General features: G+C 46.6%; 13 protein-coding genes. 4 read left to right on the top strand and 9 right to left on the bottom strand.

All coding sequences use genetic code 11. From position 1 onward, the window contains the following. Positions 1-70: 70 nt before the first annotated feature. The gene (locus IEW26_RS08855; RefSeq protein ID WP_188592112.1) at positions 71-1,084 is read right to left on the bottom strand and encodes a cytochrome d ubiquinol oxidase subunit II; all 1,014 of its coding nucleotides are present in this window, start codon (positions 1,082-1,084) and stop codon (positions 71-73) included. Next, positions 1,081-2,460 (bottom strand): cytochrome ubiquinol oxidase subunit I, encoded by a 1,380-nt coding sequence (locus tag IEW26_RS08860; protein ID WP_188592113.1) that lies wholly within the window; start codon positions 2,458-2,460, stop codon positions 1,081-1,083. Before IEW26_RS08860 ends, IEW26_RS08855 begins: the two co-directional genes overlap by 4 nt. A gap of 397 nt (positions 2,461-2,857) precedes the next feature. Between IEW26_RS08860 and IEW26_RS08865 the strand changes: the two genes are divergently transcribed. Beyond that, the gene (locus IEW26_RS08865) at positions 2,858-3,391 is read left to right on the top strand and encodes a GNAT family N-acetyltransferase (RefSeq protein ID WP_188592410.1); all 534 of its coding nucleotides are present in this window, start codon (positions 2,858-2,860) and stop codon (positions 3,389-3,391) included. 191 nt (positions 3,392-3,582) lie between these two features. Here IEW26_RS08865 and IEW26_RS08870 read toward each other — a convergent pair whose 3' ends face one another. Beyond that, a complete protein-coding gene (locus IEW26_RS08870) occupies positions 3,583-4,497 on the bottom strand; it encodes a DsbA family oxidoreductase (protein ID WP_188592114.1) in 915 nt (304 codons plus the stop codon). Positions 4,498-4,682: 185 nt separating this feature from the next. Here IEW26_RS08870 and IEW26_RS08875 point away from each other — a divergent pair, with 185 nt between their 5' ends. After that, positions 4,683-5,033: a winged helix-turn-helix transcriptional regulator gene (locus IEW26_RS08875; protein ID WP_111268789.1), complete on the top strand. Its 351-nt coding sequence runs from the start codon at positions 4,683-4,685 to the stop codon at positions 5,031-5,033. Here IEW26_RS08875 and IEW26_RS08880 read toward each other — a convergent pair. After that, positions 5,016-6,071, bottom strand: a complete 1,056-nt coding sequence (locus IEW26_RS08880; RefSeq protein ID WP_188592115.1) for an alkene reductase — start codon at positions 6,069-6,071, stop codon at positions 5,016-5,018. The genes IEW26_RS08875 and IEW26_RS08880 overlap by 18 nt on opposite strands. Before the next feature lie 116 nt (positions 6,072-6,187). Between IEW26_RS08880 and IEW26_RS08885 the strand changes: the two genes are divergently transcribed. Further along, a complete protein-coding gene (locus tag IEW26_RS08885) occupies positions 6,188-7,051 on the top strand; it encodes a LysR family transcriptional regulator (protein WP_188592116.1) in 864 nt (287 codons plus the stop codon). A 143-nt stretch (positions 7,052-7,194) separates the two neighbouring features. Here the strand turns inward: IEW26_RS08885 and IEW26_RS08890 are convergent, their stop codons facing one another. From IEW26_RS08890 to codB, 5 genes are all read right to left on the bottom strand, one after another. Then, the gene (locus tag IEW26_RS08890) at positions 7,195-8,202 is read right to left on the bottom strand and encodes a hypothetical protein (protein WP_188592117.1); all 1,008 of its coding nucleotides are present in this window, start codon (positions 8,200-8,202) and stop codon (positions 7,195-7,197) included. Next, the gene (locus tag IEW26_RS08895) at positions 8,199-8,693 is read right to left on the bottom strand and encodes an RNA polymerase sigma factor (protein WP_145402298.1); all 495 of its coding nucleotides are present in this window, start codon (positions 8,691-8,693) and stop codon (positions 8,199-8,201) included. The genes IEW26_RS08890 and IEW26_RS08895 overlap by 4 nt, the downstream gene beginning before the upstream one ends. Positions 8,694-8,980: 287 nt before the next feature. After that, the gene (locus tag IEW26_RS08900; RefSeq protein ID WP_188592118.1) at positions 8,981-10,045 is read right to left on the bottom strand and encodes a polysaccharide deacetylase family protein; all 1,065 of its coding nucleotides are present in this window, start codon (positions 10,043-10,045) and stop codon (positions 8,981-8,983) included. A gap of 466 nt (positions 10,046-10,511) precedes the next feature. Then, positions 10,512-11,780 carry a cytosine deaminase gene (locus tag IEW26_RS08905; RefSeq protein WP_188592119.1) on the bottom strand — a complete coding sequence of 423 codons (1,269 nt, stop codon included), beginning with the start codon at positions 11,778-11,780 and terminating at the stop codon, positions 10,512-10,514. After that, positions 11,749-13,026, bottom strand: coding sequence for a cytosine permease (gene codB / locus IEW26_RS08910; protein ID WP_188592120.1), 1,278 nt, complete (start codon positions 13,024-13,026; stop codon positions 11,749-11,751). Before codB ends, IEW26_RS08905 begins: the two co-directional genes overlap by 32 nt. Positions 13,027-13,520: 494 nt before the next feature. Here codB and IEW26_RS08915 point away from each other — a divergent pair, with 494 nt between their 5' ends. Next, a complete protein-coding gene (locus tag IEW26_RS08915) occupies positions 13,521-14,954 on the top strand; it encodes an N-acetylmuramoyl-L-alanine amidase family protein (protein ID WP_188592121.1) in 1,434 nt (477 codons plus the stop codon). Positions 14,955-14,963 lie beyond the last annotated feature (9 nt).

Raw genomic sequence — 14,963 nt, forward strand, 5'->3', positions numbered from 1 at the left:
CCGTGCAGCTTGCTTGGTTGTTGATTGTTCGGCCTGCTTATTCCTTTGCCTTTTCACAAGACACCCTCCTTTATCTTTTTCCTTTGACATAATCGGCATCAAATAGAAACAGCCTGAATACCAGAATCAGGGAAGGAATGAGCAGACACAGTCCTCCAATAAATACAACGACAAGAGCGAATCCCATCGCTGGCGGGGTTGCGCTGCTGTGAATGGTGATATACGGATCCAGAATGTAAGGATACTGACCGATGCCATAGGCAAAGAACGCACAGAAAAATTGCAGCATAACGCTGATAAATGCCAGTCCATAACGGCGACCGTTGTACAGCAGCCACATCGCTATCATGAAGAACGCCACGGATAAGGCGAGAAGCCACCAAAGGTCCATCATATTTTGAAAATGACGCGCATTGTGCTGCCCCAGATATATAAAGGAGGTCAGGGCCAAAATGATTGTTGGGGTGCTCCAGAACAGCGCATAATTCCGCATGAGTTGAAGTGCAGCACCATCCTCTGCCCGCGAGGCGTAAAAGGTTAGAAACGAACTGCTGATAAATAAGACCGAAACGATGGCGAGACCAACGATGCTCCAGGACAACGGATTAGTCAGCAAGGCCCAATAGTCCAGCGACACGCTCTCACCCTGCTTCAGAATAAATCCCCCTTCCGACAAGGTTAGTGCCACGGACAGAGATGCGGGAATGAGCAATCCGGTCGCTCCATATAAAAACAGGTACACGATGTTGTTCTTAGAGCCATAATTTTCAAACGCATAGAACGAGCCCCGAATCGCAAGTAGAATGACGGCAATACTGCCCGGAACGATCAATGCTGCGCCATAATATGAAGCCGTATCTGGAAAAAAACCGACGATGCCAATATAGAAAAATACAAAAAAAACATTCGTAATTTCCCATACAGGAGATAAATAACGGGAGATTAAACGATTAATCAGATGGTCCTGCTTGGTCAGGCGTGCGTAAAAGGCAAAAAATCCGGCTCCGAAATCAATCGATGCAACGATCAGATATCCGTACAGGAACAGCCAGAGTACCGAAATGCCAATCAATTCATAGCTCATGACAAATGTCCTCCCTTCCCTGCTTCAATAGCTTGATCCCGATCTTGCCTCGTCTTGAGCCATTTCTCCATTTCAAGCTCGGCCGGATTGTTATTGAACAGACGTTTCAGAACGAGTGCACATATCACACCCAGCACAATATACAAGAGCAGGAAAACAAAAAATAAAATGCGTACACTCGGGGATGTCGTAGCAGCCTCCTCTACGCGCATGTATCCTCGAATAATCCAGGGCTGTCTCCCGATCTCGGCATAGAACCAGCCCATCTCTACTGCCAGAAAAGCAAGCGGCGCGCTGAGAGCAACCAGACGAAGCAGCCATTTGTTGAGCGGATTACGTTTCTTCCAGAGCACGAAGAGAAAGTACAAAGCAGACACAGCTAACAGCGCGAACCCGATACCTGCCATCACATCAAAGAGGTAATGCACCAGCAATGGCGGCTGCTCATCAGGCGGGAATTCGTTCAGCCCGGTGACCTCGGCATTAAAATCTCCAAAGGCCAGAAAGCTGAGCACCTTGGGCAGATGCAGTGCACCTATAATCTCGTGCTCGGCATTCAGCCAGCCCAGTAAAATCAAATCTGCACCACGTTCGGTCTCAAAATGCCATTCTGCAGCTGCCAGCTTCTCCGGCTGATGCTCAGCCAAAAATTTGGCAGATACATCACCAGCAAGTGTATTTAGCAAACTGAACACCAGCACAACGGCCATCATCAGATTTAAGCCTTTTTTGTGGTATGCTGATGCACCTCTTCTTAGCATCGCCAGCGCGGCGATGCCCGCGAGTAGAGCGGCTCCTGTAACATAAGCAGAACTAAGCACATGAAATACCTTGGAGAATGATGCCGTATTTAACATGGCCTGCACGGGATTGACGGCTGCGAACTGCCCTGCCTGCATGACAAAACCTTCTGGCTGATTCATAAATCCGTTCACAGTTGTAATAAAAACAGCCGACATGCCTGCTCCAGCTACAACGGGAATGGTTAACAGCCAGTGGATGTAAGGATTTTTGAACCGATCCCACGTGTACAGATAAATGCCCAGGAAGATCGCCTCGAAGAAAAACGCGAACACTTCCATAAATAACGGCAGTGCGATGACATTGCCGGCCAGCTTCATAAAGTTTGGCCAGACCAGAGCCAGCTGCAGGGATATCGCCGTACCAGTCACCACCCCTACGGCCACGGAAATGACAAATCCTCGCGACCACCTCTTGGCCATCAGTATGTAATGAGGGTCCCGCTTGCGAATGCCGATGAATTCTGCAATCGAAATCATCAGGGGTATACCCACACCAAGTGTTGCAAAAATGACGTGAAAACCTAGGGTCAGACCTGTTACAAGTCTGCTCCATAACACCGTATCGATTGCCATCTTGTAATGCCTCCTTTGTTTTAAATGTCTCATGAGAAACAATTCACAATTCAAATGAAAGTGATAGATTGCCACTAGGCCCAGACCTAATATTCAAAATTAGTATATCCTCAATTTGAAGCAATTCAATCGATGACACGTCTTCGCCTCTAAACGTTCAAGAAAGGCTCAACACTTTCTGACAAGTTGGTGAAATTGTTCACAACCACCCTTTCGAGCTATTGATTTATCGGATGAAACCCATTATAAAAGCAACGATTTATGTTAAACTGAGGAAGCTTGCTTGCTTGCTTGTCTGATTGCTTGATTGCTTGATTCAGACAATACAGTATTATTCGGATAAACCCATACATAAGGAGATGTTTTATTGAATATTATTGAAGGTCCATTTGATCATATGTCGGTAACGACACGATTAGTGATCCGCCCATTACGGAACGAAGACTATGCGAACTGGCTGCATGAATTCGAAAACCGCGCTCCCTCCCTGCACCCATATGATCCTGGAAAAATAGATATGAGCGAATGCACACAGGAATGGTTTGAACGACTCGTTGAACGGCACCAGGAATTGGCGCGTACCGATAAGGTTTATATATTCGGAGTATTCTGTAAAGAAGACGGCACCCACCTGGGCATGATTGATATCGCCACGTTGGCCAGGGAACCATTTCAATGGGCCAGCTTTGGTTACACGATCCATAATCAGCATTGGAGAAACGGTTATGGCAAAGAGGCCGTAAGCGAGGTGCTTCGTATTGCGGCTGAAATATTGAAGTTTCACCGCTTGGAGGCCCATATTAATCTGGATAATCATGCTTCGATCAAGCTTGCCGAACGTGTCGGCTTGCAATTTGAATGTGTCCGCAAAGGCTTTATATATGAACATGAGGAATGGGTGGATCATCTCGTTTATTACAAAAACCTGTGATACGGACTTCATCTATCTAAGATGTATATCTAAAAGGCAGCTGCCCATGTTCAGAGCAGCTGCCTTTTCATGTTGTTCAATTAACAAATTCACATGTATTAATGTGACTTTTTCAAAGTATATCCTTCGGGGAATTTGTAATAACACATGGATAAATGTACTAATTCCACTGTTATCTTTTTCCTGAGACTTTACACCCGCTGAATAGCCATTTCATTTAGAATTTGCTGTACCCGGTAGGTGTTTTCTTGAAGTTGGGATTGTACATAAGACTCCACATCCTGCTGCTCGATGTCGTACAGTACTTCAATTTCTTTGGAAAACAGAAGATGTCCTTCTTCGATTTTGTGAGACAATGCTTTGATCGTCTTCGGCTGCGGTGTTTCACCCAGAACCTGCTGCAGCGCTTGAACATACGTCTCCAGTGTGCGGGCCCCGACCACCTTGATGCCTTGCTGCTCTTTATTCACAATAATAATGGATGGAAAACCTCGAACTCCCAGCCGGGCCACCATCTCGAAATCTTCTTCCAATAGATCTTGTGCCGATTGCTGTGATGCTGCCTCTACGATTTCTTTGCCATTCAGCCCCAGATCATCAACAAGCTCAATAAGCACGTCATCTTCTCCGATATTACGATTCAATGCAAAAACAGCTTCACGTGCAGCTCTTAGAAACGCTTGCTCTTTCCCCGGAACCATGTGCTGAATGACTTTAAATACACGAGACGCCGGATAGGAAGACTGGATGGGATGGTCATACCACAAGGAACCGTCAATTGGCATCCGTGAGTGCTCCCCTACTTCTCTCCAATGTCCGCCTACATCTGAAGGCTTCTGAATCCCGTTTGCCCCATCAGAGAACCCTTCCCAGCTTGCTAACAAACCGCCCATTTTAGTTTCCACACGAAAATAATGACCGTACTCCTCTATAAACCGATTCAGCACAGGCTCCAGTGCCCAGCAGTGTGAACAGATCGGGTCTGTCGCATAATACAACGTTACTTTTTTCTCTTCTTGCTTCAGATCAATAACCTGCATCTTTTCTTCATCATTTATACCGCATACACCTGTTTCCAGGTCACACATCATCGATTCATGACTCATCGTTATCCCGCCTTTTTGATCTTATTCAATAGATTAACTTGTGTTAGTATGATTATAATATCTATAATCTTTAGAACAAGTACGATTCTTTTTCTGACTAAGTATCAAAAAGTATACTATTGAGTCACATCAAGGTTTTTCATAAAATCATTTGTTTCACAAAAAAATTCTCTGGGGGTTCTCGTATGAAATATGACTTTAATTTTGATCAGCTTTGCCCGGCGACATATGCTTTTCAGGTGATTGGCGGCAAGTGGAATCTTCCGATTCTGGCTATTTTGAGTGAAGATGACAGCATTCGATATAACGAGTTAAAAAGAAGACTTCCCGGGATCACACCAACGATGTTAACGAACTGCCTGAAGGACCTGATTCAATACGGAATTGTTCATCGGGAGCAGTACAACGAGATACCGCCAAGAGTGGAGTATTCTCTCACGCCATCCGGTAAGGAGCTGGTTCCACTCATTGAATCGATGGTGCTGTGGGGACAGAAAAATATGCAAAGAGTCACCGAATCACCGCAGAATGGATAAATGCTCCGTTGGATTATACGCAGTTATCGGAAGTCCGGATTGCCACCTTTGTACCAAGTCGGGATTCGCAATAAATGGACGGCCAAAGGCTGCAAGGTCGATAACGCCGTCATGGATCGCCTTTTCCGCCGTCTGCAAATCAAGGTTCCCTACTCCAATTACAATATGCTCCCATTGTGCCCTCACCGCCTGATGAAAGTGAAGTCCATCTGACCAGGCCTTGGTGTAATTTTCAGTCGAGGGATGCAGTATGGTGATGCCCGTTTCACGAAATAGCTCCAGATATGCGGCCAGTGTCTCTGCTTTAAGGGCCCATTCATAGGATGAATCGTCATCCTTTTTCTCGGAAAACCGGATGCTTATACGGTCTGCGCTAATTTCTTTTTGTACGGCTGCAATGATTTCTTTCAAAAAACGAAGTCTCTGCTGAAGGTCACCCCCATACTCGTCATTCCGTAGATTGCTCCGCTCATTGATGAATTGATCAATCAGATAGCCATGTGCTGCGTGAATCTCCACCCCGTCAAATCCCGCCAGAACCGCATTGCGAGCAGCCAGCTGAAAATGAGCAACCACGTCCTCAATCTCTCGAATCGTCATGGCATGAGGGAGTTCATAGGGTTTGTGAAGTTTATGAACCCTTCCTTCAGCCTGTATGCTTGATGGGGCCTGCGGCTTCCCGCCAATCAGGTCGGAATGCGACAGGCGTCCCACATGCCATAACTGCGCGATGATCGTGCCGCCATGCCGATGAACCGCCTCGGTTACTTTTTTCCATGAAGCCGTCTGTGTCTCCGTATATAATCCGGGTATGCCATAAGTCCCTTTGCCTGAGAGCATAGGGTTGATGCCCTCCGTAATGATTAGTCCCGCACCATCTCTGGCACGTTGTTCGTAATATGCGGCAATTTCTTCGGTTACTGTCCCATCCTCATCTCTTGCAAACCCCCGGGTCAACGGAGCCATCACGATACGATTACGCAGCTTCCACTGGTTGATCGTTACGGGTTTAAAAATGGCTAATTCTGAATTTGACATATCAATTCCTTCTCTCTATTTGAAATTAAAGCTATTGTAGAATGGATAAGACATATCGTAAAATGATTAAAATATATAGGTGTATCACTCAGAGAGATACCTTGGAGGAGGCTGCCATGGAATTATCCGATATCGATATCATGCTCGCCGTTGGTCGCTCGGGCAAAATCTCTCAAGCCGCCAAAGAGCTAAACTATGCCCAGTCCAATGTGACGACACGTATTAAAAAGCTGGAGGAAGAATACCAGGTGCAGCTGTTTAACCGCTCTTCCAAAGGTGTGATGCCTACGGAAAAAGGAGAGCAGTTCCTTGCTTATGCTGCACGCATTCGCAATCTGCTCTATGATCTGGAACAAGAGATGACAGACCCGGTGGAGCCATCCGGCACATTGCGTATCGGGATTGTGGAAACAGCCGCCTCACGTCGTTTCATCGACATTCTGAACGAGTATCAGATCTTGTATCCAGACGTGTCCATATCGCTTGTGAACGCCACCTCACCCAAGGTATTGCGGCATAAAATCGAGTCTTCCGAGCTCGATGGCGCTTTTATCAGCGGCGCTTGTGTTACAGAAGGGTTGAAGGTTGAATACGAGATGCAGGATACGGTTCACATCATATCCAAACGGACCGACACCCCTCTGGAAACGTTTTGTCAACTTTCATGGGTTGTGTTTCCGCAAGGCTGTCCATATCGGGAAATTACGGAGAAATTCCTTGAGGAAGAAGGACTGTCTGCCAAAAAGCTGATTGAAGTCAGTACAATGGAAAATCTGCTCAGCTGCGTAGAATCCGGCATTGCGGTTACCATTATGCCATGCAGCGTTGTGCACAATCATCCCGAAGCCTATTCACTGCATGATCTGTCTGATGTACTCACGCCAACCTCCACCACTTTTGTACGGGGTGAGAATCGATATATCAGCAGCGCGCTTCAGCAGTTCATGAGACTGTTAAACGAGAAGTGTATCACCTTCTGAACTCGCAGGTCGTACTCCTTTTTGACAACAATTCACATATAAAAAAAGAGCAGCCCGGGGCTGCTCTCTTCGATTCCAATGTAACCTATTATATTTAACATATATACTTCATGCTGCATCTAAACTGCTTCCTGCTCCATTTATTAACCCAAGCTGTTCCAGAATTTCCGGAATCCCCCTTGCTCTACTTCAAAAAATACAGGCACATGACCGTAACGCACCAACCCTTCTTCTCCAAACAGCACAAGGGCAACCGTTGTTTTATCTTCCAAAGTCAAGTAAATCAGTTTGCGATCTTCCTTTCCATAGAGCCGTTCTTCCAGTTCCGGGGTTGATGCAACTGGTTTTGCATTATACAACGCCTCCACAAAATCGTTCAGTGCGCCACCCACAGAAAGGTTTTGCAGCTGCTGCAAACCGTTGTTCCAGCTATCAAAGCTTTCCCAGTGTGCGCTTGTCACATGGTCCTTGATGTTAAGCTTGCCAATCAAGTCAGCACCGCCGCTGATCGTCATATCATTCGTTTTATCAAACAGCTGCGCATATACTTGACCGTCTATGTCGGTATAAGACATCACCCGAAAATCGGTATCATATCCTTTCACAGCGTAGATATCTGCCTCGCCGATCGTCGAAGCCAGTTCTTTGTAGTCGTCCTTACTGCTCAACTCATGGATGCCGCCGCTAGTTGTACCGAGCTTCGCACCTCGGAGCGCCAAAGCGTCCGCGCCTTCCAGCGTCGTTGCAGATTCCGTATACACATGGTCATGATAAACAACTAACGCCAGCATGCTTGCCTTAATCCCCTTGTCATCACCACTCGGTAACTCCGTTTTCGGAATAACGACCGGCCCTTTAGATAAAATATTCTCACCATCGGATGCAGCAGGACGGAGAATATCATTGGATGCTACCTCTATAGCGGGTGAAGCCGGTGAAGTCCCATTCCATTGCTGCCATACGGTCGGTGCCGCAAGCCCAATGCTTGCTGCGACCACAACGCTTGCCGCGATATACAACGATTTACGAGGTCGTCTAGACATTGCACGCCGTGCATTTACATTTTGTTCCATGCGTTTTTTCATCTGCTCATCTGCTTTCATATGATGCACCGCTTTCTTGTATTGTTGTTTAAATTGCTGCTCGTTCATAGCTGCTCCTCCTCTTCAAGCTCCAGTTTTAACAGCTGTCTCCCCCGCTGTAACCTCATCTTCACTGCGGACTCGCTTATCTGCAAAATCTCGCTGATATCTCGAATGGCGTAATCTTCGTAATAATAAAGATGAACGACCGATCTATACTTTACAGGCAGAGACAGTACCAGCTCGATCAAAGCCTGATCCTCAGGATCATCCGCAAGCATGAATTCGATGCCCTCCAGCTTAACTTCCCGTTTGCGCCAGCCTCGACGAAGCAGAGATTTGCAATGATTGGTTATCACCCGGATCAACCAAGCTTTCTGATGCTCGGCATCGTTGAACGCAGGCGCTTTTTCCATCAATTTAATGAACGTATCCTGAGTCGCTTCTTCCGCGTCCTCCCGCCTGCCAAGGTGCACCATCGCAATCCTGAACAGCGTATCGGCGTAAGTCTCATAGATGCTCATGATATGATCGCCCGTCTGGGACATGGATCGCTGCATGGTTGTTTTGCCTCCTTTATATCCTAAACACTCTTACGGACGACATTCGGTCACATTTTGTTTTCACTTTTTATCTGAACGAGAAGGAACGCAAAAAGAGGTTATTTCGCTGACTATGCAATGCGCACGCACTGTACAAGTCGTTGAAATAACCTCGATATGAGAATCACCTGATTAACCACACACACATCATAACTTTGATTAAAATAAATGTTCTAGAATGCCCGGTACTCATGATTGTCCCTCAGGATACACGGCCCACTCATACGCAAAAATAAATCGACTGATTAGCTGATCTCCAGATAATCCAGATATGCATCCCATGTACCGTCATCTGCGGTTACAATCAGCTCAATGGTCTGGTTTCCTGTACCATGACTGATATTATTCAGCGTATACACAGCGGGACTACTGCCTCCAAAATAAAACGTGCCCTTGGTCTGACCGCCAATTTTCAGATCCACCCTTGCCATATTATTATTGTTGGATGCCCCGCGAAGCGAGAAGGAATGTGTTCCCGTCGTAAAGTTATGTGTGGTTCGCACAGCATCATTGTTGGCATACAAGGCTACACCGTTAAATGGCGAGCTGATGTTGGAGGTATATTGACCACTCTTGGTCATATTCTCCGTCTCAATTCGTACGGTCGTTGCCGGCGGGTTATTCGTGCCTCCATCCGGTGCTACAGCACGTCCAGTAGCCGGGGAGATCATGCCCGCGCACAAGCCGCGATTCTTCAGATTCTGGGCAATCTGCGGAATGGCCTGAAGTGTAGTCTGATACTGATCATGCATTAGAATGACGTCACCGCTTGCCATGCGATTTACGGCTGCGACGATCTGAGAGGCACTAGCTCCATTCCAATCCTGAGAATCGACATTCCAGAGCATCTCCCTTAATCCGTTCTGGCTTATAACGGATTTCAAGGTTGCATTGGTAGCACCATATGGCGGTCTGAAAAGCGTTGGCGTTGTACCGGTAATCGATTGAATGGTCTGCTGTGTGCGCGTGATCTCGGAAGCCATCTGCGAAGCGTTCAGCTTTGTCATATCGGGATGGGTGTAGGAGTGATTGCCAATCCACATCCCGGCGGCCACCTGTGCCCGCACCAAAGCCTGGTTGTTCTGCGCATTTTGTCCTGTATTAAACATTGTGGCACGCAAATTGGCCTGCTTCAATGCATTAAGAATATTGTTTGTATTGTTGGATGGCCCATCGTCAAAGGTAAGGCCAACGTACCCGTTAGGACAGCTCGCATCAGCGGCTGTAGCTGAAGGAAGCGGCGGAATTGCAAATATGGAACCAAGGAGAGCAACGGACATAACGGCTTTGAACAATTTGGACTTAAACATGAACACACCTCCGAAAATTTTGGTTTACATAATATTTGTTTTGTTTTAATCTGGTGCGGTTACTGCCAGGACTCGGATTCCTCCTCTCCACATTTCGATATGCCGCTTGCGATGAAGCGCTTTCAAAATAAAATGAAGCAAACTTCCTCTCTCTGGATGTCATCTATGAAACTTCGGGTTGAATCTAGTATAAGCGATGTTTTTATTGAAGTAAATTCAAATTATTACAATATATCCTATATAGTTTAGATTAAAGATTTTACGCAATCCACTCCGATGACAGAATAACCTGGAGAGTAGCGGTTATCCCCAGATTTTTTCGTTAAAAAGAAAACTCCTTGATGAAGGGATATCATCGTTGTCGATATTTAGCCCTGCATCAAGGAGAGAAAATATCTCGCTTGGCACAATTGTAAAGAAACATTTTGGTTATAAGCTATATTTCAAAACCATAGTTGTTCTGCAACTATTTGTTAAACGTAACCTTCTCCATGTTGCCCTCCAGAATAATAGATGTGTCACGCGGTTTCGATTCTGCGATCTTGCGCCCTTCTCGGAAGGAATACAGAACCGCTGCCTGCTTGCGAACCGCTTCGTATTCATTCTCCGCCTCAAGCACGATGAAATTGGCTGGCTTGCCTGACTCAATACCGTAACGATCCTCGATGTGCAGTGTTCTTGCACTATTTTGCGTAATCAGGTCAATAGAATTTACAATCTGGTCGTAACCCAGCAGCTGAGACGCGTGTATGCCCATGTGCAGCACCTGCATCATATTGCCTGTACCGAGTGGGTACCATGGATCGAAAATGTCATCATGTCCAAAGCATACATTCAGGCCTGCCTCCTGCAGTTCCTTCACGCGTGTCAAGCCTCTTCTTTTCGGATACGTGTCAAAACGTCCCTGAAGGTGAATGTTCACTAGCGGATTGGACACAAAGTTCAGCTCAGCCATCTTCAGCAAGCGGAACAGCTTGTAGGTATACGCATCATTATAAGAGCCCATCGCCGTTGTATGACTCGCCGTGGTGCGTGAGCCTAAGCCGCGCTCATATGCCTCCTTGGCTACAACTTCGATGAATCGGGATTGCTCATCATCAATTTCATCACAGTGAATGTCGATGAGACGATCATATTTTTCCGCCAGATCAAAAGCCACTCGCATCGAATCCACACCATATTCACGTGTGAACTCGAAGTGTGGAATGCCGCCGACAACATCTACCCCCATTTTTAACGATTCTTCCAGCAGTTCAGCGCCGTTCGGATAAGAGTGAATGCCCTCCTGCGGGAAAGCAACCAGTTGAATATCGATATAAGGAGCCAGCTCCTGCTTCACTTCCAGCATCGCTTTGACTGCCGTCAGGCTTGGATCTGTGACATCCACATGTGTTCTTACGTGCTGAATGCCCTGAGCCATCTGCCATTTCAAAGCGGTTTTGGAACGAGTTTTTACGTCCTCATGTGTAAGAAATGCTTTACGCTCCGACCAGCGCTGAATGCCTTCAAACAAGGTCCCGCTCAGATTCCATTCCGGCTCCCCTGCTGTTAAGGTAGTATCCAGATGAATATGTGGCTCGATAAATGGCGGCAGCACCAGGGCACCGTTCACATCCAGCGTCTCTTCGTTTCCAGCAGGCTGCTGTTCCTGTGTAACCTGTTCAAATTTCCCGTCTCTAACGATGATGTTCCATAGTCCTTCTTTACCCCGCAATTTTGCGTTCTGTATAATCATTTGTCTTCCCCTTTTCTTTGGATGATGTCATGGACACGATGGCCATGATTACGATATAAGCTACAGCTGTACCAAGCAATGCATTAAGTGGCGTTACTCCCGGAGCGAGCTGTGCAAAGGCAACACCAATGGCCCATGCGGCCATGGCAGCCCAGTTTACTTTTTTGAAATTCATATCAGCAAACGGTGCGTAGACTCTTCTTTTGACAATAAAATAATCTGCAATAATGATGGCTCCAATCGAAGGGATGGCTGCGCCCAGCACGTTCAGGAACCCTACAAAGTTGTTGTACATCCACATCGCGAGCACAGTTCCGACAATACCGTTAACGACTACAAAAAACTTCTTCGAAATCTTCGTAATGTTGGCAAAGCCCAGACCCGAAGCATACAGCGCATTGTCATTGGTTGTCCAGATATTCAGACCCAGTACGATGATGGCGGGAATCAGCAGACCTTGCAGGAACATGACTTCCGATATGTCAGCGAGATTATAAGCCATAGCGCCAACTGCGCCGAACAGGAACATCAGCGAGTTACCGAGGAAAAAGGCAATTACGGTAGCGGTCACAGCCTGACGGGACGTACGGGAAAAGCGTGCAAAATCGGGAGTTAGTGTTCCCCCGCTTATGAAAGATCCTATACAGATCGTCAGTGCCGCAGCCGCAGTAAGCGTCTGTGTTGGTGTGTAATCCAGCAAGCCTTGCAGTCCACCCAGCGCCCCGGCCCCCTCGAACATGGAATATCCTCCGAGAATAGCAATTGCCGGAACCGCTATATATCCAAGAATGACAAGTGATTTCATACCGAAGATCGCTGAAGCTGTCATCGCCAGACCGAACAGGAAAATGAGCAGATACACATTCCAATCCATCGCTTTGGCAACAGGAATAGCAAACATGGCTACGCCAACCCCGAACCAGCCAACCTGTGTGAAGCCTAACAGAAATGATGGCAGATAAGAGCCTTTTTCACCAAACGAATATTTCGCCAGTAGATGGGTGGATAGCCCCGTCTTGGCAGCGATATGTGCCAGCGCTCCAGTGTAAATGCCCAGCACCAGATTGCCTGCCAGCACAATGGCCATGAATTCCATAAACGTCAGGCTGATACCAAGTGTGCCTCCTGCCAGCATACTTGCCGAGAAGAACGTGAAACCAAGCATTACGGATAACGTTTTCCAGAAGTTGTTCCGCTGTGTCTTGGGCACCTCTTGCCATGAAAACTCTTGATCTTGTTTGCTCATCAGAAACCCTCCAGATAAAGTGTTCTGATACCGTAAAAAGCAGAAAAAGAGGCTACTCATCGCGATTTACGCTGACAAGTAGCCTCTCTTTGCATCATAATCCGCGCGAAGACGCAGAGCGTTCTGTGGAAAGAATGCCCTTCTGTCGCGTGATTACAAAATCCGCTGCCCTTGCCAGCCTCTCTGGACTGAATTAAAGGTACCAGTGTTCAATTGCTTTCTATTATTTTGGAAAAACCTGAAATTGTCAATGTCATTATGTTCCAATGAATATTAATTTTTTTCTGCATGAAACGTGACAATCAGGCTCAATCCCGGAATGCACAAGGCTTCGACACTATTTTTACCACAGGAGCATCGAAGAACATTTTATTAAAAAAGAAACTGCAAACAGGCAGGGGAATTTCGCATATATGTAGAATATTGTCATAAGTGTTGTCTGCTGGCTGTTTGCTTTGCCCTTCCCGTAATATCGATTAAAACAGAGGTGTACAATGAAAAAAATGGCAAGTTTGCTTTTATTCAGTTTGTTATTTCTGCTCGTCTTGACTGATTCGGGACATGCTGCCACAGCATCCCCGCAAACCAAAATTATTTTAGATGGACACGAGCTGGTGCTGCCTTCCGATGTTGAGGTTGTCAATATCAACAAAAACGTGATGATTCCGATTCGTGTTGTGGCTGAAAATTTGAAGTTTAAGGTGAAATGGGATCAAAAAAAACAGAATGTAAGCATCGAACAGAACAACAAGGCTATTTCCTTGCATGTAGGCAGGACGGAGGCTTACGGGCAGAATGGAAAAGTCACTCTGAACACCGCACCACAGCTGATTAAAAATACGGTTGTTGTTCCCCTGCGTTTTGTGAGTGAAGAAATGGGACTTTCGGTAAGCTGGAACAACAAGGACAAGATTGTTGGTCTGACAAGCGCTGCTGTACCTTCTGTTGAACCTGCGCCCTCTCCGCCTCCTGTTGTTTCTGGTCCGGGTCAATCCACCGTATGGAGCAAAGTGAACGATATCAGCTTTGGGAATCATCAGCTTGTTGTATCCATCGACCATGAGGTTACACCACGGATTACAAGGTTGAGCAACCCGGATCGGATCGTGGTGGATCTTCCTGACACAACCTTCGGAGACATGGCGCCAGGCATGAAGCAAGGCACAATGGGAAAGCTTGATGTCAGCGGTATACCGAATGTGACAGAAGTTCGATATTCACTTTTTACCAATGATCCTGCTCAAGTCAGAGTTGTCATGGAATTGAACAATCTGAGTGACGTTCAGGTTAATGTTCAATATGTCAGCGGCAAGCTGATTGTGGATTTAGCTGTAGCTGGCATAATCGGAATCCCGGTTCCCCCTGCTCAGCAGGATAACGGCAAAAGCATCATTGTCATTGATCCCGGCCATGGAGGCAAGGATCCCGGTACCATTGGCATCTCGAAAACCCAGGAAAAAAACTTCACGCTGCCGCTTGCTTTGAAGGTTCAGGCGCTCCTATCCCAGGAGCCTGATATAGAGGTGGTGATGACACGTGAGACAGACGTTTATCCCACTCGCCCGGAACGCGTGCAGCTCGCCAACACATTAAATGCAGACGTATTTGTATCCATTCACGGGAACAGTGTTGAGGCTTCTCCGCAGATTTCGGGTACCGAGACCTTTTATTACAAGCGCAGCAGCAGTAAAGCACTGGCAGATATAATGCACAGACATCTGGTTGAAGTATTAGGCTTTAAAGATCGAGGTGTCAAGAACGGTAATCTGGAAGTGCTCAGGGACACAACGATGCCAGCTGTGCTGCTTGAAATCGGTTTTCTAAGCAACCTTGCCGAGGAACAAGCGATGCTAAGCGAAACGGTCCAGGATAAAGCTGCTCAGGCGATTGTTGATGCCATCAAGGAGTTTCTGCACCAGCCGTCCTAAAAAAAACAG

Origin of the sequence: Paenibacillus silvae, assembly GCF_014639235.1 — a bacterium.
Classification (GTDB): Bacteria; Bacillota; Bacilli; order Paenibacillales; family Paenibacillaceae; genus Paenibacillus; species Paenibacillus silvae.

Coding starts and splice junctions, on each gene's coding strand:
- IEW26_RS08855 (WP_188592112.1), bottom strand. CDS start 1,084: ATGAGCTATGAATTGATTGGCATTTCGGTACTCTGGCTGTTCCTGTAC.
- IEW26_RS08900 (WP_188592118.1), bottom strand. CDS start 10,045: ATGTTTAAGTCCAAATTGTTCAAAGCCGTTATGTCCGTTGCTCTCCTT.
- IEW26_RS08880 (WP_188592115.1), bottom strand. CDS start 6,071: ATGTCAAATTCAGAATTAGCCATTTTTAAACCCGTAACGATCAACCAG.
- IEW26_RS08895 (WP_145402298.1), bottom strand. CDS start 8,693: ATGCAGCGATCCATGTCCCAGACGGGCGATCATATCATGAGCATCTAT.
- IEW26_RS08865 (WP_188592410.1), top strand. CDS start 2,858: ATGTCGGTAACGACACGATTAGTGATCCGCCCATTACGGAACGAAGAC.
- IEW26_RS08885 (WP_188592116.1), top strand. CDS start 6,188: ATGGAATTATCCGATATCGATATCATGCTCGCCGTTGGTCGCTCGGGC.
- IEW26_RS08875 (WP_111268789.1), top strand. CDS start 4,683: ATGAAATATGACTTTAATTTTGATCAGCTTTGCCCGGCGACATATGCT.
- codB (WP_188592120.1), bottom strand. CDS start 13,026: ATGAGCAAACAAGATCAAGAGTTTTCATGGCAAGAGGTGCCCAAGACA.
- IEW26_RS08905 (WP_188592119.1), bottom strand. CDS start 11,780: ATGATTATACAGAACGCAAAATTGCGGGGTAAAGAAGGACTATGGAAC.
- IEW26_RS08870 (WP_188592114.1), bottom strand. CDS start 4,497: ATGAGTCATGAATCGATGATGTGTGACCTGGAAACAGGTGTATGCGGT.
- IEW26_RS08890 (WP_188592117.1), bottom strand. CDS start 8,202: ATGAACGAGCAGCAATTTAAACAACAATACAAGAAAGCGGTGCATCAT.
- IEW26_RS08915 (WP_188592121.1), top strand. CDS start 13,521: ATGAAAAAAATGGCAAGTTTGCTTTTATTCAGTTTGTTATTTCTGCTC.
- IEW26_RS08860 (WP_188592113.1), bottom strand. CDS start 2,460: ATGGCAATCGATACGGTGTTATGGAGCAGACTTGTAACAGGTCTGACC.